The 25,079-nt window shown below is 67.2% G+C and carries 21 protein-coding genes; 15 read left to right on the top strand and 6 right to left on the bottom strand.

The window, feature by feature from the left end; translation table 11 throughout:
• Positions 1-10: 10 nt before the first annotated feature.
• Together ACWDUD_RS13955 and aceA are read right to left on the bottom strand one after the other, a co-directional pair.
• The gene (locus ACWDUD_RS13955) at positions 11-907 is read right to left on the bottom strand and encodes a 3-hydroxybutyryl-CoA dehydrogenase (RefSeq protein WP_197255106.1); all 897 of its coding nucleotides are present in this window, start codon (positions 905-907) and stop codon (positions 11-13) included.
• 236 nt (positions 908-1,143) lie between these two features.
• Positions 1,144-2,433: an isocitrate lyase gene (aceA, locus tag ACWDUD_RS13950; RefSeq protein ID WP_197255104.1), complete on the bottom strand. Its 1,290-nt coding sequence runs from the start codon at positions 2,431-2,433 to the stop codon at positions 1,144-1,146.
• Between the two features lie 515 nt (positions 2,434-2,948).
• Between aceA and ACWDUD_RS13945 the strand changes: the two genes are divergently transcribed.
• From ACWDUD_RS13945 to ACWDUD_RS13885, 13 genes are all read left to right on the top strand, one after another.
• Positions 2,949-4,154, top strand: a complete 1,206-nt coding sequence (locus ACWDUD_RS13945) for a globin domain-containing protein (RefSeq protein ID WP_450109693.1) — start codon at positions 2,949-2,951, stop codon at positions 4,152-4,154.
• Positions 4,155-4,207: 53 nt separating this feature from the next.
• On the top strand, positions 4,208-5,620 hold the full coding sequence (gene ramB / locus ACWDUD_RS13940) for an acetate metabolism transcriptional regulator RamB (protein WP_450109672.1): 1,413 nt from the start codon (positions 4,208-4,210) through the stop codon (positions 5,618-5,620).
• A gap of 486 nt (positions 5,621-6,106) precedes the next feature.
• Positions 6,107-7,375: an urea ABC transporter substrate-binding protein gene (gene urtA / locus ACWDUD_RS13935; protein ID WP_248673140.1), complete on the top strand. Its 1,269-nt coding sequence runs from the start codon at positions 6,107-6,109 to the stop codon at positions 7,373-7,375.
• A 38-nt stretch (positions 7,376-7,413) separates the two neighbouring features.
• The gene (urtB, locus tag ACWDUD_RS13930; RefSeq protein ID WP_248673139.1) at positions 7,414-8,298 is read left to right on the top strand and encodes an urea ABC transporter permease subunit UrtB; all 885 of its coding nucleotides are present in this window, start codon (positions 7,414-7,416) and stop codon (positions 8,296-8,298) included.
• Positions 8,298-9,416 (top strand): urea ABC transporter permease subunit UrtC, encoded by a 1,119-nt coding sequence (gene urtC, locus ACWDUD_RS13925; RefSeq protein ID WP_450109671.1) that lies wholly within the window; start codon positions 8,298-8,300, stop codon positions 9,414-9,416. The genes urtB and urtC overlap by 1 nt, the downstream gene beginning before the upstream one ends.
• Positions 9,413-10,195: an urea ABC transporter ATP-binding protein UrtD gene (gene urtD / locus ACWDUD_RS13920; RefSeq protein ID WP_450109670.1), complete on the top strand. Its 783-nt coding sequence runs from the start codon at positions 9,413-9,415 to the stop codon at positions 10,193-10,195. The genes urtC and urtD overlap by 4 nt, the downstream gene beginning before the upstream one ends.
• On the top strand, positions 10,195-10,887 hold the full coding sequence (urtE, locus tag ACWDUD_RS13915) for an urea ABC transporter ATP-binding subunit UrtE (RefSeq protein ID WP_197255086.1): 693 nt from the start codon (positions 10,195-10,197) through the stop codon (positions 10,885-10,887). The genes urtD and urtE overlap by 1 nt, the downstream gene beginning before the upstream one ends.
• The gene (locus ACWDUD_RS13910) at positions 10,887-11,573 is read left to right on the top strand and encodes a GntR family transcriptional regulator (protein WP_197255085.1); all 687 of its coding nucleotides are present in this window, start codon (positions 10,887-10,889) and stop codon (positions 11,571-11,573) included. Before urtE ends, ACWDUD_RS13910 begins: the two co-directional genes overlap by 1 nt.
• A gap of 5 nt (positions 11,574-11,578) precedes the next feature.
• Entirely contained in the window at positions 11,579-12,157 is a 579-nt protein-coding gene (locus tag ACWDUD_RS13905; RefSeq protein ID WP_450109669.1) for a carboxymuconolactone decarboxylase family protein, read from the top strand.
• Positions 12,158-12,284: 127 nt separating this feature from the next.
• A complete protein-coding gene (locus tag ACWDUD_RS13900) occupies positions 12,285-16,640 on the top strand; it encodes an nSTAND1 domain-containing NTPase (RefSeq protein WP_450109668.1) in 4,356 nt (1,451 codons plus the stop codon).
• Between the two features lie 15 nt (positions 16,641-16,655).
• The gene (locus ACWDUD_RS13895) at positions 16,656-17,591 is read left to right on the top strand and encodes a hypothetical protein (RefSeq protein ID WP_450109667.1); all 936 of its coding nucleotides are present in this window, start codon (positions 16,656-16,658) and stop codon (positions 17,589-17,591) included.
• The gene (locus tag ACWDUD_RS13890) at positions 17,588-19,189 is read left to right on the top strand and encodes a trypsin-like serine peptidase (protein ID WP_450109666.1); all 1,602 of its coding nucleotides are present in this window, start codon (positions 17,588-17,590) and stop codon (positions 19,187-19,189) included. Before ACWDUD_RS13895 ends, ACWDUD_RS13890 begins: the two co-directional genes overlap by 4 nt.
• Positions 19,186-19,893: a hypothetical protein gene (locus ACWDUD_RS13885; RefSeq protein WP_197255079.1), complete on the top strand. Its 708-nt coding sequence runs from the start codon at positions 19,186-19,188 to the stop codon at positions 19,891-19,893. The genes ACWDUD_RS13890 and ACWDUD_RS13885 overlap by 4 nt, the downstream gene beginning before the upstream one ends.
• 60 nt (positions 19,894-19,953) lie before the next feature.
• Here ACWDUD_RS13885 and ACWDUD_RS13880 read toward each other — a convergent pair whose 3' ends face one another.
• Positions 19,954-20,847 (bottom strand): hypothetical protein, encoded by an 894-nt coding sequence (locus ACWDUD_RS13880; protein ID WP_197255078.1) that lies wholly within the window; start codon positions 20,845-20,847, stop codon positions 19,954-19,956.
• Between the two features lie 170 nt (positions 20,848-21,017).
• A complete protein-coding gene (locus ACWDUD_RS13875) occupies positions 21,018-21,863 on the bottom strand; it encodes an SDR family oxidoreductase (protein WP_450109665.1) in 846 nt (281 codons plus the stop codon).
• Positions 21,864-21,951: 88 nt separating this feature from the next.
• Between ACWDUD_RS13875 and ACWDUD_RS13870 the strand changes: the two genes are divergently transcribed.
• Positions 21,952-22,350, top strand: a complete 399-nt coding sequence (locus ACWDUD_RS13870) for a winged helix-turn-helix transcriptional regulator (RefSeq protein WP_248673130.1) — start codon at positions 21,952-21,954, stop codon at positions 22,348-22,350.
• Between the two features lie 7 nt (positions 22,351-22,357).
• On the opposite strand, the gene ACWDUD_RS13865 is transcribed toward ACWDUD_RS13870, so the two are convergent.
• The gene (locus tag ACWDUD_RS13865; RefSeq protein ID WP_248673129.1) at positions 22,358-22,714 is read right to left on the bottom strand and encodes a cupin domain-containing protein; all 357 of its coding nucleotides are present in this window, start codon (positions 22,712-22,714) and stop codon (positions 22,358-22,360) included.
• Between the two features lie 179 nt (positions 22,715-22,893).
• On the opposite strand from ACWDUD_RS13865, the gene ACWDUD_RS13860 reads away from it, so the two are divergent.
• On the top strand, positions 22,894-23,544 hold the full coding sequence (locus tag ACWDUD_RS13860) for a helix-turn-helix transcriptional regulator (protein ID WP_231611269.1): 651 nt from the start codon (positions 22,894-22,896) through the stop codon (positions 23,542-23,544).
• Positions 23,545-23,663: 119 nt separating this feature from the next.
• Here ACWDUD_RS13860 and lpdA read toward each other — a convergent pair whose 3' ends face one another.
• Entirely contained in the window at positions 23,664-25,064 is a 1,401-nt protein-coding gene (lpdA, locus tag ACWDUD_RS13855) for a dihydrolipoyl dehydrogenase (RefSeq protein WP_197255074.1), read from the bottom strand.
• Between the last annotated feature and the right edge of the window lie 15 nt (positions 25,065-25,079).

The raw sequence follows: 25,079 nt of genomic DNA, 5'->3' as shown, positions 1-25,079 counted from the left end.
TACCTACTGCTTAGCTGGCCTTCTTGGAGGCCCGACCGTTTTCGGCGTATTCGTAGAAGCCGGCACCCGACTTCTTGCCGACGAGGCCGGCCTCGACCATGCGCAGCAACAGCGGCGGGGCCGAGTACAGCGGCTCCTTGAACTCCTCGTACATCGAGTCGGCGATCGACTTGACGGTGTCGAGCCCGACCAGATCGGTCAGCGCGAGCGGGCCCATCGGGTGGGCGCAGCCGAGCACCATCGTCTTGTCGATGTCCTCCTTCGTCGCGAAGCCGGATTCGACCATCCGGATCGCCGACAGCAGGTAGGGCACGAGCAGCGCGTTGGCGATGAAGCCGGCACGGTCCGAGGAGCGGACGACCTGCTTGCCGAGAATGTCGGCGGCGAAGGCCTCGGCGCGCTGGGCGACTGTGGAGCTGGTCTTCAGCGTGGTGACCAGCTCGACGAGCGGGAGCACCGGCACGGGGTTGAAGAAGTGCAGGCCGATGACGCGCTCGGGGGCGCTGGTGGCGATGCCCAGCTTCATGATCGGGATCGACGAGGTGTTCGACGCGAGCACCGCGTTCGGGTCCGTGACGATCTTGTCGAGTTCGGCGAAGATCTCGCTCTTGACCTTCTCGTCCTCGACGACGGCCTCCACGACGAGCTGACGGTCCGCGAAGTCACCGAGGTCCGAGGTGAACCGGAGGCGCCACGCGGCCTGCTCCCGCTCCCGTTCGGTGATCTTTCCGCTGCTCACGCCCCGGTCGAGGGACCGGAGGATGCGGGCCCGTCCGGCAGCCGCGAGTTCGCGGGTCTGCTCGAACACCAGTACGTCGACATGAGCGCGCGCGCACACCTCGGCGATACCTGCGCCCATGATCCCGGCGCCGATCACGCCGACGCGCTGAATCTTCTCGCTGGTCACGTCAGCTCCTTCTCGTCATGTGGGGTTGGTCGTGGAGGGTCTTGCACAGGGGGTCCTGCACAGGTGGTCCTGCACGGAGTCTGTAGAGGGGTTCTTGCACGACGATCCGGCGGGGATCATCCACCGACCGGATCGTCGTAAGGGTCTAGCTCGGTCCAGCCGGTACGGCTGGGGTGAAGTCACCGCGGCGGGAGTCCGGGACGGATCCCGCCGCGGTGTGACTTCGAAGCCTGTTCCTAGTGGAACTGGCCCTCCTCGGTGGAGCCCTTCAGAGCAGCCGTGGAGGTGTTCGGGTCGACCGTGGTGGCGATGGTGTCGAAGTAGCCGGCACCGACCTCACGCTGGTGCTTGATGGCGGTGAAGCCGCGCTCCTTGGCCGCCTTGAACTCGCGCTCCTGCAGGTCGACGAAGGCGGTCATGCCCTCGCGGGCGTAGCCGTGGGCCAGGTCGAACATGCCGTAGTTGAGCGAGTGGAAGCCGGCGAGGGTGATGAACTGGAACTTGAAGCCCATCGCGCCGAGCTCCTTCTGGAACTTCGCGATGGTCGCGTCGTCCAGGTGAGCCTTCCAGTTGAAGGACGGCGAGCAGTTGTAGGCCAGCAGCTGGTCCGGGAACTCGCTACGGACGGCCTCGGAGAACTTCTTGGCGACCTCGAGGTCCGGAACACCGGTCTCCATCCAGATGAGGTCGGCGTACGGGGCGTAGGCCTTCGCACGGGCGATGCAGGGCTCGATGCCGTTCTTGACACCGAAGAAGCCCTCGGCCGTACGGGTGCCGTCGAGGAACTCGCGGTCGCGCTCGTCGACATCGGAGGTGATGAGGGTCGCGGCCTCGGCGTCGGTGCGGGCGATGACGACGGTCGGGACGTCCGCGACGTCGGCCGCGAGACGGGCCGAGGTCAGGGTGCGGATGTGCTGCTGGGTCGGGATGAGCACCTTGCCACCGAGGTGACCGCACTTCTTCTCCGACGCGAGCTGGTCCTCCCAGTGCGAACCGGCGACACCGGCCGCGATCATGGCCTTCTGCAGCTCGTAGACGTTGAGGGCGCCACCGAAGCCGGCCTCACCGTCGGCGACGATCGGGGCGAGCCAGTTCTCGACCGAGGTGTCACCCTCGACCTTGGCGATCTCGTCCGCGCGGAGCAGCGCGTTGTTGATGCGGCGGACGACCTGCGGAACCGAGTTCGCCGGGTACAGCGACTGGTCCGGGTAGGTGTGGCCGGAGAGGTTCGCGTCACCGGCGACCTGCCAGCCGGACAGGTAGATGGCCTTGAGGCCGGCGCGAACCTGCTGCACGGCCTGGTTGCCGGTCAGGGCGCCGAGCGAGTTGATGTAGTCCTCGTTGTTGACGAGATCCCAGAGGATCTCCGAGCCACGACGAGCGAGGGTGGCTTCCTCGACGACGGAGCCCTGCAGCTTCACGACCTGCTCGGCCGTGTAGTTACGGGTGACGCCCTTCCAGCGGGGGTTGGTGTCCCAGTCCTTCTGGATTTCTTCAGCGGTCCGCGGGGTGCCGGTGGTCGACATCAAAGCTCCACTCTCTAGATTCGAATCCGCTCCGGGTGTTCAGCAGTACGTGCGTACGACTTCACACCCTTCGCGTGCCGTTCGGATGTACTCCAAAACAATGACACAGCCGAAAAAGGCCGTCTACCTGTTGCAAATGCCAACCTTGGCTAGTTTTCGCGGGAGCTTTGCAAAGGTTGTAAATCAATGGCCGTTCCAACGACTTCACAAAATCGCCGCGTTGGTTACTGACGAGTAGCTCTACCTCGGCATTCGTGGCGCAACCCCCGGCGAGCACTCCCTGACACCGGGACCCGTGGGACCGGCCGTCCCGGGAGTCGCCTCGGCCGCGCATGTGGGGGGTTTCACACCGGCCGGGAGGTTCGAGCAGGGATTTTCCGCAGCCGTCGATCGGGAGGATTCCCGCGACCGGCCGTAACATGACTCGCGACGACCAGGTCGGGGCTGGACCCGTCGCGCACATGCCCGCGCAGCTGCTCGTGTCTCGCCCACCCCCTACGAGCAGAGGAGCGGTCATCCTTTCTCCCACGTCGTACGACGTCATCGAGGCCACGCTGCCCGCCGTGGAGGCCCACATCGGCCGGATCTCCGAACGGTTCTACGAGCGCCTGTTCACCGCGGCACCCCTGCTGTGCACGGACCTGTTCAATCGCACGAACCAGCGCAACCGCGAGCAGCAGAAGGCACTCGCGAGTTCGGTCGCCGCGTTCGCCAAGCTCCTGATCACCGAGCAGCCCCAGGACATCGACGCGATCATGTCCCGGATCGCCAACAAGCACGCGTCGATCGGCATCCAGGCCGGGCACTACGAAATGATCCGCTTCCACCTGTTCGCCGCGATCGCCGAGGTGCTCGGCGACGCGGTGACCCCGGCCGTCGCAGCGGCCTGGCACCAGGTCTACACGCTCATGGCGGGCTCGCTCATCAAGCAGGAAGCCGCGCTGTACGACTCGGCCGGGGTACCCCACGGACACGTGTGGCGACTGGTGGTCGTCTCGGAGGTCGAATACGACGGAGCCGACGTCGCGACCTTCGTGATGCGATCGCTCAACGGGCGACCGCTCCCCGATTTCAGTCCGGGACAGTACATTTCGATCTGCGTGCGACTTCCCGACGGCACCCGCCAGATCCGGCAGTACACCCTCGTGCGAGGGCGGGTCCCGGGCGAGTGGGCCATCACGATCAAGCGGGTCCCGGACGGGCTGGTCTCCTCGTTCCTCTTCGACACCGTCCGCCCCGGCAACGAGCTGATCGTCTCGCACCCCTTCGGAAGCCTCCTCGTCGCCGCCGGCAGCACTCCCTTGGTGCTGATCTCCGCCGGCATCGGCATCACCAGCACGCTGACCGCCCTGCAGAGCCTCGCCGAGACCGATCCGCGGCGGCCCGTCGTCGCGTTGCACGTGGACCGGTCCCCCTACGACCATGCGCGCCGTGCGGACATCACCGCGCTCGTGTCTCGGCTGGAGAATGCGCGGATGCAGGTGCGGTACAACGATTTCGAGGAGTTCGACGTGCAGGGACGGTCGCCCGTCGACGATCTCGACGTCCCGGCGGGGGCCACGGTGTACGTGTACGGGCCGGTCGCGTTCATGCGCACGGTCAGGGACGGCCTCGTCGCGCGCGGAGTACCCGTCGAGTCGATCCACTACGAGGCGTTCGCGCCCGGATCCTGGCTCGGTGCCGACCGCCCCCAGCAGGTCGTTTCCGGCCGACACGATTAACACGTTGCGAATGGCTCGTTGCAAAGCTTTACAGCTGGTCGTACGCTGGGCGAATGGCCAAGACCTTCGTGGGAGCCCGCCTTCGTCAGCTGCGTACCGAGCGGGGCCTCAGCCAAGCCGCACTCGCCAAGACCCTCGAGATCTCTGCCAGCTACCTCAACCAGATCGAGCACGACGTCCGCCCCCTCACCGTTCCCGTACTGCTGCGGATCAGTGAGGTCTTCGGCGTCGACACCACCTTCTTCTCCTCCCAGGACGACACCCGCCTGATCGCCGAGATGCGGGAGGTCGCGCTCGATCAGGAGATGGGCATCGAAGCCGACGCCCAGGAGATCGCCGAGATGGTCGCCGCGCATCCCGGGCTGGCCCGGGCGATGGTGAACATGCACCGCCGGTTCCGCAACACCACCGCCCAGCTCGCGGCCGCGACCGAGGACAGGTACAGCGACGGCAGCGGCAGCGGGGCCATCACGATGCCGCACGAGGAAGTGCGCGACTACTTCTACCAGCGGCAGAACTACCTGCACGAGCTCGACACTGCGGCAGAGGAACTCGCCAATCGCATCAGGTTCCACCGCGGCGACGTCGGCGGCGAGATCGCCAAGCGGATGGCGTCCGTGCACGACGTACAGATCGTCAAGCGCATCGATCTCGGCGAGAACGTCCTGCACCGTTACGACCCGGAGACCCGCACCCTCGAGATAGCCCCTCAGCTGTCCGGCGGTCAACAGGTCTTCAAACTCGCCACCGAGCTCGCCTACCTCGAATGCGGTGACCTCATCGACAAGATGGTCGAGGACGCCATCTTCACGTCCGACGCGTCACGCTCCCTGGCACGCCTCGGTCTCGCGAACTACTTCGCGGCGGCGATGATCCTGCCGTACACACAGTTCCACGAGATCGCGGAGGACTTCCGCTACGACGTCGAACGGCTGTCCGCGTTCTACGGCGTCAGCTACGAGACGATCGCCCACCGGCTCTCCACCCTGCAGCGACCGAAACTGCGAGGGGTGCCGTTCTCGTTCGTCCGCGTCGACCGGGCCGGCAACATGTCCAAACGCCAGTCCGCCACGGGATTCCACTTCTCCACCAGCGGCGGCACCTGCCCGCTGTGGAACGTCTACGAGACCTTCGCGTACCCGGGCAAGATCATGACGCAGATCGCGCAGATGCCCGACGGCCGCCGCTACCTGTGGGTCGCGCGGACCGTCGAACGCCGCGCGGCCCGCTACGGGCAGCCGTCGAAGACGTTCGCGATCGGCCTCGGCTGCGAGCTGCGCCACGCGCATCGCCTCGTCTACGCCGACGGCCTGGACCTCGACGAGTCCAACCCCGGCACCCCGATCGGCGCAGGCTGCCGCATCTGCGAACGCGTCAACTGCCCGCAGCGCGCGTTCCCCCCGCTCGGCAAGGAGCTGGACATCAACGAGCACCGCAGCTCGGTCTCGCCCTACCTCATTCGCTGACCCGCACCCACCGACCCGGCGCCACGTACTCACGCGTGCGCCGGGTCGTCGTGTGCTGTCCGGCCCTCCCCTCCCGTCGCCTCCCCTCCCGTCGCCTCCCCTCCCGTCGCCTCCCCCTTCCCTCCCCACCCCTTCTCCCCTCCCCTTTTCCGAGCGAGCGGCACACTCGCTCGATCGAAGGAGACGAGCGGCACATTCGCTCAGCCGCCGGACGGCGGGCGCCGCCAGCTACCCACCCCCCTCTTTCTCCGAGCGAGCGGCACACTCGCTCGATCGAAGGAGACGAGCGGCACATTCGCTCGGACAGCGGGCGCCGCTCGCGGGTGAGTTCACGCGGACGAAACATCGAACATCCAATTGTCACAAGCAGATATACCTGCGCAACACGATCCCTTTACTGTTTGGCCGACGAATACAGCGCTGTATACGCGCCCGGATACACCGGGGAACCGAGGCTTCTCATCTTCCAAACAAGGGGGCATCTCCATGTCAGTTGCCAGGTCCACAATCGCCAAGCGTGCCGTCGCCGTTCCGGTGGCACTCGCGGCTGCCGGTCTGCTTCTCACCGCCTGTGGCAGCAAGGCCGGTGACACCGCGACCGGCGCGACCGGCGAATCCTGCGTCGACACCTCCGGCGACACGATCAAGGTCGGTTCGCTGAACTCCCTGTCCGGCACCATGGCAATTTCCGAAGTCACCGTTCGTGATTCGATCGCGCTGGCCGTCGAGGAGATCAACGCCTCCGGTGGCGTGCTCGGCAAGCAGATCCAGATCGTCGCCGAGGACGGAGCGTCCGAGCCGACGGTGTTCGCCGAGAAGGCCGAGAAGCTCATCAGCTCCGACTGTGTCGCTGCGGTGTTCGGCGGCTGGACGTCGTCGAGCCGCAAGGCGATGCTGCCGGTGTTCGAGGACAACGACGCACTGCTGTACTACCCGGTGCAGTACGAGGGCCTGGAATCGTCGCCGAACATCTTCTACACCGGCGCGACCACCAACCAGCAGATCGTGCCGGCCCTGGACTACCTGAAGGAGAAGGGCGTCAAGTCCCTCTACCTCGTCGGTAGCGACTACGTGTTCCCGCAGACGGCGAACCGCATCATCCGCGCCTACGCCGAGGCCAACGGCATCGAGATCAAGGGTGAGGACTACACCCCGCTCGGTTCGACCGACTTCTCGACGATCGTCAACAAGATCCGCACCGCCGACGCGGACGCGGTGTTCAACACCCTCAACGGCGACTCGAACGTCGCATTCTTCCGCGAGTACGCCAACGTCGGCCTGAAAGCCGCCGACATGCCGGTGGTTTCGGTGTCCATCGCCGAGGAGGAGGTCGTCGGCATCGGCGCCCAGAACATCGAGGGCCAGCTCACCGCGTGGAACTACTACCAGACGGTGGACTCCCCGGAGAACAAGTCGTTCGTCGACGCCTACAAGGCGAAGTACGGCGCGAACAAGCCGACCTCGGATCCGATGGAGGCTGCCTACACCTCGGTCTACCTGTGGAAGAACACCGTCGAGAAGGCGAACTCGTTCGCCGTGGCCGACATCCAGGAGGCGGCCGACGGCGTCACGTTCGACGCTCCCGAAGGCACCGTCACGATCGACGGCGACAACCACCACATCGCCAAGACCGCACGCATCGGTGAGATCCGCGGCGACGGACTGATCTACACCGTATGGGACTCGGGCTCCCCGATCGAGCCGGACCCGTACCTGAAGAGCTACGACTGGGCTTCGAGCCTGTCCGGTAGCTGAGCCGATACGACCGGGAAGCCGACGAGAAAGGGGGCGATATGGATGTCGTGGTAGGACAGCTGTTCACGGGATTGAGCATCGGCTCGATCCTGCTGCTGGCAGCGCTGGGCCTGTCGTTGACGTTCGGCCAGATGGGCGTGATCAACATGGCCCACGGCGAATTCATCATGGCCGGTTCGTACACCGCATACGTTGTGCAGCAGGTGATCTCCGCGGCCGGGGTCTCGCTGCTGATCTCCCTGCTCGTCGGCTTCCTGGTCGGCGGCGCGATGGGCGTGCTGCTCGAGGTCACGCTCATCCGCCGCATGTACCACCGTCCGCTCGACACACTGCTCGTGACGTTCGGCGTGGGCCTGTTGCTGCAGCAGGCCGCCCGTGACATCTTCGGCGCACCGGCGGTCAATGTGGTTGCCCCACAATGGCTGTCCGGCGGTGTCGAGATCCTGGGTGCGGTGGTTCCGAAGACCCGCCTGTTCATCCTGGTGCTGGCCGCCGTGTGCGTCGTCGCGCTGATCGTGGCGATGAAGTACACGCCGATGGGCCGTCGCATCCGGGCGGTCGTGCAGAACCGCGATCTCGCCGAGACCGTCGGCATCTCCAGCCGGCGTACCGACATCACCACGTTCTTCCTCGGCTCCGGACTCGCCGGCCTGGCAGGGGTCGCGCTGACCCTCATCGGCTCGACGAGCCCGACGATCGGGCAGTCGTACCTGATCGACGCGTTCCTCGTCGTCGTCATCGGCGGTCTCGGCCGCATCGAGGGCGCCGTGATCGCGGCGGTCGCGCTCGGCCTGCTCAATTCGTTCATCGAATACTCCACCACCGCGTCGATCGCGAAGGTGATCGTGTTCGTGATCATCGTGGTCTTCCTGCAGATCCGCCCGCAAGGTCTGTTCGCGGTCAAGACAAGGAGCCTGGTCTGATGTCCGTTCTCACCCGGCCCGGACCGGTCCGCACGTGGGCGGGATTTGCGATCGCCGTGCTCGTGCTGTTCGGTCTCGCCCCCGCCGTCCTGTCCGACTTCCGCCTGAATCTGCTCGCGAAGTTCCTGTGCTTCGCCATCGTCGCCGCCGGCATCGGCCTGGCCTGGGGCCGCGGCGGCATGCTGACCCTCGGTCAGGGCGTGTTCTTCGGCCTCGGCGCCTACATGATGGCGATGCACCTGAAGATCGCCGACGCCGAGGTGCGCGGCGACACCGTGCCGGACTTCATGCAGATCGCGGGTATCCGTGAACTGCCCGCGTACTGGGTGCCGTTCACGTCGCCGCTCGTGACGCTGCTGGGCATCCTGCTCGTGCCCGCACTGCTGGCCCTGCTGCTCGGCCTCGGCGTGTTCAAGCGCCGCGTCAAGGGCGCCTACTTCGCGATCCTGTCCCAGGCCCTCGCCGCGGCGTTCGCGATCCTGCTCGTCGGCCAGCAGAGCACCGGAGGGTCCAACGGCCTCAACCGGTTCCGCACGTTCTTCGGTTACGACCTGTCCGATCCGGTCAACAAGCGGATGCTGTTCTTCATCGTCGCGGCGATCCTGCTGCTCGTCGTCGCCGGGACCCGCCAGCTCATGCACTCACGCTACGGTGAACTGCTCGTCGCGGTCCGCGACCAGGAGGAGCGCGTCCGCTTCCTCGGCTACGACCCCGCGACCGTCAAGGTCGTCGCCTACACGGTCGCCGCGTTCTTCGCCGGCATCGCCGGTGCGATGTTCGTGCCGATCGTCGGGATCATCTCCCCGGCGGACATCGGCATCGTGCCGTCCATCGCGTTCCTCATCGGCGTCGCGATCGGTGGCCGCACCACCCTGCTCGGGCCGGTACTCGGCGCGATCGGTGTCGCGTGGGCGCAGACCGCCCTCTCGGAGGAATTCCCGTCCGCGTGGACGTATGCGCAGGGCCTGCTGTTCATCGTCGTCGTAGGATTCTTCCCCGCCGGACTCGCCGGGATCGCAGCGCTCCGGCGTCGCAAGCGCACCGGAAGCGACACCCCCGCAGAGGAACCCGATCCCGAACCGACCGCCGAGAACACCGAGATGGAGCCGGCACGATGACCGAACCCACCTTCGGCGGCAACGCCGGAATGTCCAGCCAATACCTCGAAATCCGTGATCTGCGAGTGCAGTTCGACGGATTCACCGCCGTCGACGGTGTCGACCTGACCCTGCTACAGGGCGATCTGCGATTCCTCATCGGCCCCAACGGCGCCGGGAAGACCACGCTCGTCGACGCCATCACCGGTCTCGTCCCCGCGACCGGGTCGGTCACCAAGTCCGGGGTCGAACTTCTCGGCAAGAAGGTCCACAAGATCGCCCGGCTCGGCGTCGGCCGCACGTTCCAGACGGCGTCGGTATTCGAGGAGCTGACGGTGCTGCAGAATCTCGACATCGCCGCCGGCGCCGGCCGCAACCCGTGGCAGATGCTGCGCCGCCGCAAGGACGTGCTGCCGCAGATCGAGGAGGCACTGGAAACCACCGGCCTCGCGGCCCATCGCGACATCCCCGCCGGGATCCTCGCGCACGGCCAGAAGCAGTGGCTCGAGATCGGCATGCTCCTGGTGCAGAACTCCGACGTGCTGCTGCTCGACGAACCCGTCGCCGGCATGAGCCACGACGAACGCGAGGAGACCGGGCAGCTGCTGCGCCGCATCGGCGCCGAGCGCACCGTCGTCGTCGTCGAGCACGACATGGACTTCATGCGCGCGTTCGCGACCTCGGTGACGGTGCTCGCGCGCGGCAAGATCATCGCCGAAGGCACCGTCGAAGAGGTGCAGAACGATCCGCAGGTCCAGCAGGTCTACCTGGGTACCGCGAGCCTCGAGGAGGCGATCTGATGCTCGAACTCGTCGACGTCCGTACCGGTTACGGACGCACCGAGATCATCCACGGGGCCACGATCACGGTCCCGTCCGACGGGGTCGTCGCCGTCATGGGCCACAACGGTGCCGGCAAGACCACCCTGCTGCGCGCCGCCGTCGGGCTGCTGCCGGTCGCCTCCGGCAAGATCCTGCTCGACGGTGAGGACATCACCGGGTTGCGCCCGGCGGCGCGCGTGGCCCGGGGCCTCGCGTACGTTCCGCAGGGCCAGCAGTCCTTCGGGCAGCTCACCTGCGCCGAGAACCTGCAGGTGGTCGCGGACGGCCGCAAGAACGGCAAGGCGCTGATCGCGGAGATGCTCGATCTGTTCCCTGCGCTGGTTCCGCTGCTCGATCGCCGCGCGGGCCTGTTGTCCGGCGGCCAGCGCCAGCAGCTCGCCATCGCCCGCGCGCTGATCACCCGTCCACGGATGCTCATTCTCGACGAACCGACCGAGGGTATCCAGCCGTCCGTCGTTCAGGAGATCGAGAAGACGATCGTGGACCTGAGCCGGCGCGGCGACCTCGGGGTGCTGCTCGTCGAGCAGCACATCGGATTCGCCCTCGACAACGCCCGCCACTACTACGTCCTGGAATCGGGACGCATCACCGCGACCGGCGAAGGAGGCGCCGACGCCGCTCGTACCGTTCGCAGCGCGATGGCAATCTGATGTTCTCCGGCGGCACCCGGCGGGAGCGCGTCTACCGGGCGCTGCGCGCCGATCTGACAGCGGGCACCGTCTCCCCCGACGAGCGACTCAGCGAGGAACGGCTCGCCGAGCTGTACGGGGTCTCCCGCACACCGGTGCGGGAGGCCCTGGCCCGCCTCGTGTCCGAGGGTCTCGTCGAGCGACGCGAACACGGGCTCTTCCCGTACCGTCCGCGCTTCGAGGACCTCGGCGACCTCTACGAGCTGCGTGCCACGCTGGAACTGCGCGGCATCACGCGCGCGGTGTCCGGGGTGGTCGTCCACGACCGGGACGTGCTCGGGGCCGAACTCGAACGGTGGTACCGATTCCGTAGCGATCCGCCGGCTCCCGATGCAGGGTTCGTCACGCTCGACGAAGAGTTCCACCTGACGCTGCTCGCCGCGTCGGGGAACGACGCCCTGTGCGACGCGCTCGATTCGGTCAACGCGAAGGTACGCACGGTCCGGATGTTCGACGAACTCGTCCCGGAGCGGGTGGAGCGCGCCGTCGAGGAGCACATCGCCGTCGCGGAGGCGGTACTCGACGGAAGACTGGACGACGCGCACACCCGGCTGCGCGAGCACATCGTCGACGCGTGCGCGGCGATCGTGCAACGCACCGAGGCGGCGCGGACGATGGCCCGGCTCTCGCGGGCCGTGCGAGACTAGCGCGCATGACGCCCCGCATCACGCCCGGACGGTTCCGTCAACTCGGCCCGGTCAACTGGATTGCCTGGCGCGTCCTGTCACTGGCGGCAGGAACCTCGGACGCGCACCTGTTCAGCACACTGGGTCGCGCCGGCGGCCTGTTCCGCGGCTGGCTGCACTACTCCGGCAAGCTGATGCCCGGCGGCAAGCTCCCCCGCCACGAATCCGAACTCGTCATCCTGCGCGTCGCGCACCTGCGCGGCTGCGACTACGAGATGGACCACCACGTGCGGCTCGGTCGTCGCGCGGGTGTGACCGCCGAGATCCTGCAGCGTGTCATCGAGGGGCCGCAGGCCGAGGGGTGGAGCCCGCGTCACCGTGCGCTGCTCGCCGCAGTCGACGAACTGGTCGCGACCAAGGACCTCACCGACGAGACGTGGTCGGCGCTGGCCGAGCACCTCGACGTCCGCCGCTTGATCGAATTCTGCCTGCTGATCACGCAATACGACGGTCTGGCGACCACGATCCGCACCCTGCGCATCGAACGCGATTTCCCCGCGTCAAACTCGCCCACCGATTCGGAATCCGCTCGCACTGCAGAGTGAGCGGATTCGCAGTCACCGCGTCGATCGGCAGGCGTCGGCGAAAATCGAGTAGTCGGCTACTCGTGCCCGCGACGACGCCGCGCGGAACGCTGAGGTCATAGTTTCCCCGCAGCGAGCGGAGCGGACGATGACCCGCATATTCCTGAGCCATTCCAGCCGAGACAGCCGGCAGGCGGTCGCGCTCATGCGCTGGCTCGTCGAGAACGAACCGAGCCTGGCCGGGGAGATCTTCCTCGACATCGATCCGGACACCGGGCTGGCGCCGGGGGTGCGGTGGCGCGATGCGCTCACGAAGACCGCGGCACGCTGCGAGGCCGTCGTGTGCCTGCTCTCGACCGACTGGGAGTCGTCGCAGGAATGCACCAACGAATACCGCACTGCCGAAACTCTGAACAAACGGATCTTCTGCGCCCGCCTCGACGCGACGGCCGGCCGGTACACCCACGAATGGCAACATTGCGACCTGTTCGGTGACGGGCCGACCACCGAGATCACGGTCGACGGCGAACCGATCGTGTTCCGTACCGAGGGGCTGCGAAGGCTGCTGCGCGGCCTGCGCGACGCCGGGGTGGGTGCCGAACATTTCGCGTGGCCACCGCCCGGCGACCCGGACCGGGCTCCTTACCGCGGGTGGGAACCTCTCGAAGAGCAGGACGCCGCCGTCTTCTTCGGCCGCGACGAGCAGATCATCAGTGGGCTCGACAAGCTGCGGGGCATGCGGGCGTCGGGGTCCGCGTCGCTGTTCGTCGTGCTGGGGCCGTCCGGTGCGGGCAAGTCGTCGTTTCTGCGAGCGGGCCTGCTCCCCCGGTTGCGCCGCGACGACCGGCACTTCCTCCCCCTGGGCATCGTGCGCCCCGAGCGCGCCGCGTTGACCGGCGAGCACGGACTGGCCCGCGCGATTCATACGACACGCACCGAATTGGGGTTGCCCGCACCCCCGCTGGGTGAGATCAAAGCGACGTGTCGATCGGGCGATGCCGCACGGGTCACCCAGTGGCTGAGGGAGATTCGACAGAAGGCATCCGACCGGCTGCTCCATGACACCGGCAATACACCCCTGCCGACCCTGATCCTGCCGGTCGATCAGGCCGAAGAACTGTTCGCGGCGGACGCGGGACCCCAGGCGTCGCAGTTTCTGACACTGCTCGCCCGCATCACACGTCACTCCCCCGGCGACGACGAGCCCCTGCTACTCGTCGCAGCGACGATTCGCTCCGACCGTTTCGAGACGCTGCAAACCGTCCCGGAGCTGGCGGACGTGCGATCCGAGCTGTTCAACGAGCTCAAGCCGATGCCGCGCACCGAGTTCAAGGAAGTCGTGTGCGGTCCCGCGTCCCGCGCCACCGCCGCGGGACGTCCTCTCGAGGTCGAGCCCGCCCTGCTGAACCGGCTGCTGTCCGCGTGCGGGCAAGGCGCCGACACCCTCCCGCTGCTGGCCCTCACCATGGCCCGGCTGCACGAGGACTACGGCAGCTCCGGGCGACTCACCCTCGCCGAATACACGGCGATGGGTGGCATGCACGCGGTCGTCCAGACCGAGATCGACAACCTGCTTTCCTCCGATCCCGACGAACGCAGCACACAACTCGAGCACCTGCGCGCCGCGTTCGTCCCGTGGCTGGCGAACATCGACCAGTACACCGACCAGCCGATGCGCCGCCTCGCCCGCTGGTCCGACCTACCCGCGCTGAGCCGGCCGCTGCTCGACGCGATGGTCGCGCGTCGGCTCCTCGTCAAAGGTGAGCGCGACGGCGACGTCGTCGTCGAAGTCGCCCTGGAAAGCCTGCTGCGGCAATGGACCGACCTCGCCGGCTGGCTCCACGAGGAACGCGACAACCTCCGGGAGGCCGACGCGCTCGAACGAGCTGCCGCGGCGTGGCGGAAGAACAATCGGCAAGAGGCGTGGCTACTCGAGGGCGAACGTCTGACCGACGCCGAAACCTTGTCTGCGCGAAAGGGCTTCCGGGACCGCCTCAGTCCGGTCAGACCATACCTACTCGCATCGCGGCAACGGGAGGACCAGCGGGCTGCCGACGAGAAGCGCCGCCGCGAAGCGGAGTTGGAAGCGGCGCGCGAGAAGCAGGAGGCGACGGAAGCGCTGGTCGCCGCGGAGGCGCGAGCGCGACAACAGGCCCAGGACGACGCCGATGCACTGCGAAAGCAGTCGCGGGTACTCCGAATGCTGCTCGCGGCAACCGTAGTCGTCGCCCTCGTTGCCGCCGGAACATCCGTCTGGGCACTGCGCACCCAGGGTATCGCCGACGCCCGCAACGAGGTGATCGCATCGCGTTTGGTGGCTGAATCGAAGACCGTCCTGACCGGGGGTGGTGCGGGAAACGAGGTCCGCGCCATCAACCAGTTGCTCGCTGCGCCGCATGTCGCCGAAGCCGACACCGATGCAATGCTTTCGGCCGCCTCTGATACCCGCAATGTAGTCAAGATCATCGAGACTCCCGCACTGGTCAAGAGTGCTACCTATACTCGCGATGGAGATCGGATCGTAACGGGTGGTGACGACGGCACGATCCGCGTATGGGATTCGGGAACAGGGCTTTCCACGATCGAACCGATCGAAGGGCACGACGGGAGCGTTACCAGCGTTGTGGTCGACCCGAACAGAGACCGCGTCGCTTCAGGCGGCGACGACGGCGCAGTTCACATCTGGGAAATCGCCACCGGGCAACTCGTGGGCACACCCGTCGACAACGCCGCGAGTAGTGTGCAGAGCATTGCATTCACGCACGACGGGTCCCAAATCGTATCGACCCATGACGACGGCACTGTCCAGTGGTGGGACCCGGAGAACGGGCAACCCGACGGCGAACCAAACCAGATCGTCGGCGGTACCGTGACGGCAGTCGCATTCAGCCCGGACGGGCGCTGGATTGCCACGGGCAGTGGGGACTACGGAATCCGATTGTGGGACATGTCGACCCCGGAGTACGACTTGGTCGGAGAAGCGATGACGGGGCACGCCCGCCCCGTCGACGAACTCGTGTTCAGTCCGGACAGTCGAAGGATCGCATCGGTCAGCGACGACGGCACGATACGTCTCTGGGATGTTGCCTCGCGTCACGAGATCGGCGAGCCGATGAACTCTCCGATACCGGTCACCAGCGTTTCGTTCGACTCCAGCGGGGACCGTCTCGTCTCCGGAGGGAACGATGGAACGATCCGCGTCTGGGATTCTGTTCGGCAAGTTCCCATAGGCGGACCGCTCACCGGTCACGACGGACCCGTGACCAGCGTCGGCTTCGGCCAGGACGATCGGGAGTTGCTGTCCGCGGGATGGGATGGGACCGTGCGCAGATGGGACGCGACCACCGCGCTTCCGATGATCGCAGGTTCCAGTGCCACCTCCGGAATTTTGACACATCCGGACAGTTCCTTGGCAGTGTCGATTGCCTGGGACGATGCCATCCTGGTGTGGAATTTCGATGGGACGCGACCCATCCGAAGATCCCTCGATGCCGGTCAAAGCTCCAACATGGCCGCCTCGCGCACTGCGCACCGCCTCGCCGTCGCCGACGAAGACGGGTCGATCCAGATCTGGGATCTCGACACGGGACAGACCGTCGGGGCACGCATCACCGCACATCAGGGCGCCGTCACATATGTCTCGTACAGCCCGGACGGCCGCCGGCTCGCGTCCGCCGGTGAGGACGGCACCGTGCAATTCTGGGATGCCGCGACCGGTGCCCGGATCGGCGACCTCACACGATCCCGGCACGAGGGTCAGGTCAACGTTATCGGATTCAGTCCTGACGGCCATCACCTGGTGTCCGGCGGGGGTGACGGCACACTCGAACTCTGGTCCGCTGACACGGCCGCGCCGACGGGCGTTTCCATCGAAGTCGGATCCGGAGTGTGGCAAGCGGGTTTCACCGCCGATGGTCGCCGAATCTACTCGATTTCGTTCGACCAGGGGCTGCAGCTGTGGGACCCCGACAAGGGACAGTCCCTCGGAACCGTCGAATCCGGGGGCAAGGCCGCCGATGCCAACGTCGCGATCAGCCCTGACCGCACACGCATCGTCGCAGGCGGATCCGATGGGGTGTTGCGGCAGTGGGACGTCGAGACCGGACTCCTCGTGCACCCGGAAATTTCCGGCCACCGTGGTGGAGTGACAAGTCTCGACTACAGCATGGACGGTCGCTATCTGATCACGGCCGGCGTCGAAGGAGATATCCGCGTCTGGGATGCAATCGAAGGGGACCCCGTCGGAGTACCTCTGACCAGTCGGTCGGAGTGGATCACGACAGTCACCTTCACGTCCGATGGCCGGCACATCGTCTCGGGCGCGCTCGACGGCTCGCTTCGATGGTGGAATCTGCCGCCGTCGACGCTCGAAGAAGCCGAAAACTTGCTGTGCACGAAGATCACTCGAAACATGTCGCCGGACGAGTGGTACGAGTGGATCTCAGCGGCAGCAGCGCCCGAGCCGGTGTGCCGAAACCTTCCTCCCGGCACCGACACCGAATGACGAAGGAGTACCACCATGCCTCACGTAACGTTCGTCCACGGCATCGGCAACAAGCCCGCCCCGGACCAACTTCTGGACCAATGGCGCATCGCACTGTTCGACGACGACGGCCTCGACCTCGACGCCATGGGTGTCACCTCGTCGATGGTGTACTGGGCGGACATGCTCTACGCACAACCCGCTGCCGCGTTCACCGCCCACGAATCCACCCTCGGGCCGGACGATGCCGCCGAGTTCGAGGTCCAGGATCCGGGCTGGATCTGCGAACTGCCCGACGACGAGCGGGAGTTCGTCGAACGTCTGGGCCGCGAGGTCGGAGTCGCCACGGTCGAACCCGTTCCCGGCGAGTGCGAAACGCTTGTGCTGCCGGATACCGAGCTAGAGGCGATCCCGCTGCCACCCGCGATGAAGAAGCGACTGATGCAGGTGTTCCTGCGCGACGTGCATCATTTCCTCTACGACGCTTCGTTCACGCCGCGACCGGGCGAAACCTTCCGAATTCGCAGCGATATCCGCGAGCGAGCTTTGAAAGCCTTGCAGGAAGGCGATTCCCAGCCCGGACCCCACGTCGTCGTCGGACACAGCCTGGGCAGCGTCATCGCCTACGACGCCCTGACCGCGATCAACGACGCCCCGCGCGTGGATGCGCTGCTCACCGTCGGTAGCCCGTTGGGGATCTCGGAGGTCCAGGACGGGCTGACGCCACCGTGGACTCGCAACGACGGCTGGCCGGCGCGGTGCCTCGGCGACGGCCGATGGACCAACGTATACGACCCGCTCGACCCGGTCTGCGGATTACTCGACCGGCAGATCGCGGGCGACTTCCTGCATGCCGGACAGCGGAAGGTCGCCGATGTCGGGGTGTCGAACACCGGCAGTTGGCGGCACAGCATCGGCAAGTATCTCGGCCAGCCCCGACTCCGCGATTTCCTGCGTCAGGTCCTCGAATGACGACCGTCGACGTCGCCTGGATCGACCGGATCGCCCGCTCTGCAGGTACTTTCGACTGGCCGGAGGTGGGCCGAATCGTCCAGGAGTACTGCCGATTCCTGCGCGGACCGGCCGAACAGCCTCCGGCAGAGGTCATGCGGATGCTCGCCGGGTTGCGCCGGTACCGCAGATTCGACGACGTGATTGCCGTCGCGGACGCCGCACTGGGTCGCGGACTCGACCTTCCTGCGGTGCGGCGGCAGTACGCCCAGGCGCTCGTCGACCGGGGTATGCCGGCGGCCGCATTGCATCTGTATTCCGAGCTGGCCGACGATCCGCAGACGCCGGCGTCGGAGCGGATCGAGGCGCGCGGTGGGATCGGCCGGTGCCACAAACAGTTGTTCCTCACCACCGGCGACCTCCCGCGTCGGGCGCACCACCTGCGAATGTCACTCGACGCGTATCTGACAGCGCGTGACGAGGCACCGGCCCGGCCGTGGCACGCGATCAACGCGGCGGCTCTGCTCGCCCGCGCCCACCGGGACGGCCTCGCCGTCCCCGGAATCACCGATCCCGCCGTGTTGTCCCGCGCACTCGCCGCCCAGGTGCTCGGTGCGATCGAGACGGCGGCAGAGCCCGACGCGTGGGCCGCCGCGACCGCCTGCGAAGCGGAGGTCGCGCTCGGCGATCCTGCAGGTGCCGATTCCTGGCTCGACGCGTTTCTCGCCGATCCGGGAGTCGATGCGTTCAAGATCGCCGCACTGCTGCGGCAACTGGTCGAGGTGTGGGGACTGACCACCGCGGCCGCGCCCGGCGACACCATGCTGCCGCTGCTGCGCTCGGCGCTTCTGCATCGCGACGGCGGCGGCGTGCTGGTCCGCGATCGCGATGTCGGCACGGCCCGGCTCGCCCACCTCGAGAAGGTGTTCGGCCACGACCGCTACCAGTCGTTGACGTGGTACCGCCACGGGCTGTCGCGGTGCCGCGCGGTCGCGCAGGTGTGCACACCGTCGGAGGACGGGGTCGGGACCGGGTTCGTCGTCGACGGCCGGGATCTGCATCCGGACCTGCCGGAGCGGGTGCTCGTCACCAACGGACATGTCGTGCCCGAGGGGGTTGCCGCCGGCGACGCGGTGGTCGTGTTCCATGCGCTGGACGCCTGCACGGACCGCTTCCGGCCGGTGCGCTGCTGGTGGTACGCCCCGTCCGACGGCGCGGGGCTGGACACCTCCGTCCTGGAACTGGACGGCTGGCCCGGCGACCTCGAACCGTTGCCCGTCGCGGCACGCCTGCCCGCACTCGAACCCCGTCCGCCCCGTGCGTATCTGATCGGGCACCCGCGCGGTCTCCAACAGCCGCAGTTCTCGCTCCAGGACAACATCGTGCTCGACTACGATGACACCCGGGTGCACTATCGTTCGCCCACCGAGGGAGGCAGCTCCGGCAGTCCGGTGTTCGACGACCAGTGGCGGCTCATCGGGTTGCACCACGCAGGCGGCGTCGACATCCCGCGACTGAACCACAAGGGCGGTACGTACTCGGCGAACGAGGCGATCACGGTCGGTGCCCTCCGCGCGGCGCTCGCACACCGCGCACCCCAGGCCAGGGAGGTGGCGTGACGGTCGGCAGCGACGTGGTCGAGGTGGGTGGACGGGAGCTGGCCCTGATCCGTGTCCCGCCGGGTACACCGCCGCGACCGGGAGACCGACTCACCGCACTGCTGCGAGCAACCGGTGTGTCCCCCGGTGCCCCCGCAGTGGTCCTCGTCGGGGGTGCGGACGGTATGGCACCGTCGGACGCCGCTCTCTGCGAGCGCCTGTTCGTCCCGCTCGTCGCGATGATCGAATCCTTCGGCGCGACCTTGATCGACGGCGGCACGGACTCCGGGGTGATCGGACTGGTCGGACGGGAACGCCGCCGGAGCGGCGCCCAGGGAGTGCATCTCGGGATCGTCGCGGAAGGAACGGTGCGCTGGCCCGGACACGACGGGACACTGCCCGATTCGGCCGCGCTGGAACCGAATCACACCCACATCGTCGCCGTCGCGGGGGATCACTGGGGCGACGAAACGCCGTGGCTCGGGGCTGTCGCCGAAACCCTTGCAGCGGGATCGCCCGTCGTCACGGTGCTCGCGAACGGCGGCGGGATCGCGCGCGACGACGTCACACAGTCGCTGGCCGAGGGGCGCCCGGTTCTCGTGCTGGCGGGCACCGGCCGCGCCGCGGATCTGCTCGCCGCGACCGCGGTGTCCCCGCTCGTCACGGTCGTCGCGCCCGAACCCGACGCAGTGCGGACGGCGCTCGAGGCCGCACTGCTGGGCTGACAGCGAAATGCGCTCACCGCTTCGGAATCCGCCCACGCTGTCGCGTGAGCGACTTCGCACTCACCGCGTGGATTGCCGGGCGACTGCCCGCTCGAATCGCTGTGCGACGACGTCGAACCGCGTCAGATCGGCCCACGTCCAGCGGACGACCTCGAGACCGAGATCGCGCAGCGCGTCCTCGCGGAGTTTCTCGGCGAACACGTCGCGACGGTCGGCGTACTTGCCGGCCCCGTCGAACTCGCCGGCCACCCCGTGCCGCTCCCAGAAGAAGTCGAGACGGACGCGTCGTCCGTCGCGCAACACGATCGGATGCTGGAGCACGGGACGAGGCAGTCCGCTCTCTGCGATCCGCACCCGCGACAGCGATTCCCCGGGACTTTCACTGCGCGCGTCGAGGAACGGCACGACTGCCGCGGCCCGCGCGATCCCGCTGCGATGGCGGGCCGACGCCAACGCCGCGGGCAGCAGATCCAGCGTGTCCGGGTAGTTCCGCAGGGCCGAGTCCCCGACGACCACTGCCTGGTCCAGAGGAAGAGCCCGGGAGAGGTCCACGACGGTGCGTGCGGGAGAGGTGACAGCGAGACCGTCCACGTCGACGACGTCATCGTCGGTCCAGGTGGTCGCGTGCACGTGCAGGTGCCGGGTGCGGCGACCGTGCGATCCGGTGCGGGAGACGTGCACCTGCGCGAGATCGATGTTCCACACGTCCAGGTTCAGGAGCGTTGCCGCCGAGACATGGCTGATCACCGCGCCGGGCGGCATCGTCGACGCGACGTGCCGCGCCCGCACCCGGTGACGTGCGGGGTCGTCCAGCCGGTCATGATCGGCGCGCCACAGGTACACACCTCGCGTGAGGGCGACGAGGTCGCCGGCCCGCACCGCGGCACGAATGTGGTCGTCCGAGAAGCCCGTCGCGAGCAGGTGCGTTCGGGTCAGTGGTCGAGGGTCGGTCATGAGGCGACCCTGCCCGATCCCATCCGGCCGAACCACCCACTCCGAGCCGAAATCAGGACTTCTGTGGATGAACGACGCGCCTGTGCACAACCGTCGGATCGGTTGATGCGCCGCATGATTCGGAATCCGCCCACCCTGTAGCGTGGGCGGATTCCGAATCACCGCGCAGATCAGCCGCGCAGCACGTCCGCGACTGGGGTCGCGTCGCGTCCGATCAGGCGCTGCAGATCGCCGCTGTCGGTGTCGAGGGCTCCGGCGGCGATGCCCGCGTCGGAGTCGGCGAGAACCGCCGCGAACTGGGACGGTACCCCTGCGCCTTCGAGGACCTGCGTGTACTCCTCACGCGACAGGTCCTTGTACACGACCGGCTTCCCGACGACGCCGGACAGCGCTTCGGCGAGTTCCGTGTAGGTGAGCCGGTCGCCACCGAGTTCGTACACCTTGCCGGCAGCGTCGTCGGCGAGCAGCACGGCGGCCGCGGCCTCGGCGAAGTCCTTGCGGGCAGCTCCCGCGACGCGGCCGGTGCCCGCGGCACCGAACAGGGCGCCGGTCTCGCGGGCGGTGCCGACGGCCGATTCGTAGTTCTCCCAGTACCAGCCGTTGCGAAGCAGCGCGTGAGCGATGCCGGATTCGGCGATGAGGTTCTCGGTGGCCTTGTGCTCGGCGGCGAGCATCAGCGGGCTGTTCTGGGCGTCGAGGATGCTGGTGTAGGCGAGGAATCCGACGCCGGTGGCCTTCGCGGCCTCGACGACGTTGGTGTGCTGCGGGACGCGGCGGCCGATCTCGCTGCCGGAGACGAGCAGCAGCTTGTCGACGCCCGCGAACGCCACGCGCAGCGCGTCCGCGTCGTCGTAGTCGGCGACGCGCACCTGCACTCCCTTTTCGGCGAGCTCGGCGGCCTTCGCAGCATCCCGGACCACGGCGACGATGTCGGCCGCGGCGACACCCCGCTCGAGGAGCGCGGCGATGGTCAGGCACCCGAGATTGCCGGTCGCTCCGGTCACTGCAATGGTCATGTCGACTCCTGTTGTTGATGCTTCAACTTCTCCACCATCACAGCACTAACTATTAGTAAGTGCAAGACGGTCGCGATATCGTCGCACCATGGCCTCGGACCCAGCGCTCGCAGCGGACGTGTTCGCGCGCTGTTGCGAATCCCGCCGGACGATGCTGGACATCACCGGCAGATGGGGAACCCTCGTCCTGGTCGCTCTCGGCGACGGCACCCACCGGTTCGGGGAACTCCGGCGCCGGATCGACGGTGTCAGCGAACGCATGCTGTCGCAGACCCTGCAGCAGCTCGAACGCGACGGCTTCGTCGCACGCGACGTCCGGGCAACGGTTCCGCCGCACGTCGAATACCGCCTCACGGAGCTGGGTTCGAGATTCGCGCAGCACCTGCGCGGCCTGATCGAACTCGTGCAGGACGCGATGCCGGAAGTGATTGCAGCCCAGGAGCGCTACGACAGCGCCCACCGAGCGAAGCTCGTCAGCGCCGACTGAGCGAAGCTCACCGCAGGACGACGAGTGTCACCACCGAGTCCTCGAGCGCGACGAGGCGATGCATGATTCCCGCCTCGACATGAACGGCGGTTCCGGGCACCAGCTCGATCGACTCCCCGCCGACCTCGAAGGTCACGTGACCCTTCGCCCCCGAGACGAGAATCGGGAAGCCCGCACGGTGCTCTTCCATGGTCTGGCCGGCGGCGAAGCTCAACCGCACGACGGTCGCGCCGGGGCCGGCCGCCATACGTTCGATGCGGGGTGTGGGCCCGTCCTGGACGTTCAGGTCGGCGAGTCCTTCGATGCGCGTCACACCGGCGGTGCTGCTGTCCTGCGCGGTGTGCACCGACGGGTTCTGCGACATGTTCGACTCTCTCCTTCGTAGTGACCGAGCGCGACCCGACCGCAATTCCGGAACCGATGACCGTCGCCGTAACGTTGACATCGTCGCGCTGTACCGGCGACGACTATAAAGGAAATTACTCATTTGAATACGGCGGGCCTCACCGGAGTCCCACCGAGCGTTCGGCAGAGGGGCAGGAATTGGCACGACAGGTCAAGCAACGGGACCGCGTTCTCGCCCTGCTCGAAACGTCGGCCGAGCCACTCGACGCCCACCTGCTGGCCGACGACCTCGACCTGCACGTCACAACCGTCCGCTTCCACCTCAACTCGCTCATCGAGGAAGGCCTGGTCCGGACCCGGCAGCTCGAGTCGACGAAGGTCGGCCGGCCGCGTCTCGGATACACCGCCGTGCCGAAACCGTCCTATACGGACCTCGTCGCACTGCTCGCGGCCCGGCTCGGCGGCACCGCCGAGGAGCGGGAGCGCACGGCCTGCGAGGTGGGACGCGACTGGGCGGGCATGCTCGGTTTCGCCCCTGCCGACACCGCCGACGCGGGCGCCTTCGTCATCGACGCCCTCTCCCGCCTGGGATTCGAAACCCGATCCGCAACAAGCGCATTCGGAAACCACGAGCTCACTTTGTGCACGTGCCCCCTGGTCGAGATCGCCCGCACCAACCCGGAGGTCGTGCGCGGCATCCAGCGCGGGCTCATCCAGCAGCTCCTCGACGACAACGCGGCCACGTTCGGCGCCCGATACACCGCCGCGGTCTTCCCGGACCCGCAGGACGGCAATTGCTCGATCCGCCTGGCACTGCGGAAGTCGGACAGGGACGCCGAGGCGTCGTAACCCCAGCCGCACCCCAACGACAGGGGCGCCACAACGACAACGGCCCGTGGTGACGGTGAAGTCTCCACGGGCCGAGGCCGGTACATCCGGGCGGGGATCTACCCGCGCGGAGGTCTGTGTCAGAAGTTGATCATGTGTCCTGCGAGGCCGTGGATGGCCTCCTGCAGCGCCTCCGACAGCGTCGGGTGCGTGTGGACGTTGCGGGCCAGCTCGTTGACGGTCAGGTCCCACTTCTGGGCCAGCGTCAGCTCGGGCAGCAGCTCGGAGACGTCGGGGCCGATGAGGTGGCCACCGATCAGCTCGCCGTGCGTCTTGTCGGCGATGAGCTTGACGAACCCATTCGGGTCGCCGAGACCGTGGGCCTTGCCGTTGGCGGTGAACGGGAAGGTCGCGACCTTCACGTCGTAGCCCTCGGCCTTGGCCTGCTCCTCGGTGAGACCGAACGACGCGACCTGCGGCTGGCAGAACGTCGCGCGCGGCATCATGCGGTAGTCGCCCAGCTCGAGCGTCTCGGCGCCCCCGATGGTCTCGGCGGCGACGACGCCCTGCGCCTCGGCGACGTGCGCGAGCTGCAGCTTGGCGGTGACGTCACCGATGGCGTAGATGCCGGGGACGTTGGTGCGCATGCGCTCGTCGATCTCGATGGCGCCGCGGTTGAGGGCGACGCCGGTGTTCTCGAGGCCGTAGCCCTCGACACGCGGGGCGAAGCCGACGGACTGCAGCACCTTGTCGACGACGACCGTCTCGACGTTGCCGCTCTTGTTGTCCTTGATCGAGACGGTCACCTTGGTGCCGTCGTCGTCGATCGTCTGCACGGCGGCACCGGTCTTGATGGTGACACCGAGCTTCTTGTACGCCTTGGTGATCTCCTTGGAGACGTCGGCGTCCTCGTTGGGCAGGGCGCGGTCGAGGAACTCGACGATGGTGACGTCCACGCCGTAGTTCTTCAGGACGTAGCCGAACTCCATGCCGATGGCGCCGGCGCCGACGATGAGGATCGAGCCGGGCAGGTCGCGCGTGAGGATCTGCTCCTCGTAGGTGACGACGTTCTCGCTGAGCGAGGTGCCGGGCAGCAGCTTCGTGACGGAACCGGTCGCGATGATGACGTTGTCGAAGGTCACCCGGTCGGTGCCGCCCTTGGTGAGCGCCACGTCGATGGTCTTGGCGTCGACGAACGAGCCCTTACCGTCGTACTCGGTGATCTTGTTCTTCTTCATGAGGAAGTGCACGCCCTTGGTGCGACCGTCTGCCACCTTGCGGCTGCGGTCGAAGGCTGCACCGAAGTCGAAGGAGACATCCCCCGAGATACCGAACGTCTTGGCCTCTTTGTTGAAGAGATGCGCCAGTTCGGCATTGCGGAGAAGTGCCTTCGAGGGGATGCAGCCCACGTTCAGGCACACACCTCCCCAGTACTTCTGCTCGATGATGGCGGTGCTCAATCCCAGCTGTGCCGCGCGGATAGCAGCGACGTACCCACCGGGACCGGCTCCGAGGACAACGACGTCATAGTGTGAGGTCACGGGTATACAGGGTAG

The organism is Rhodococcus sp. NPDC003382 (assembly GCF_053589135.1).
Note: the sequence above shows the minus strand (reverse complement) of the source record. Positions and strands in the feature narration are given on the sequence as shown.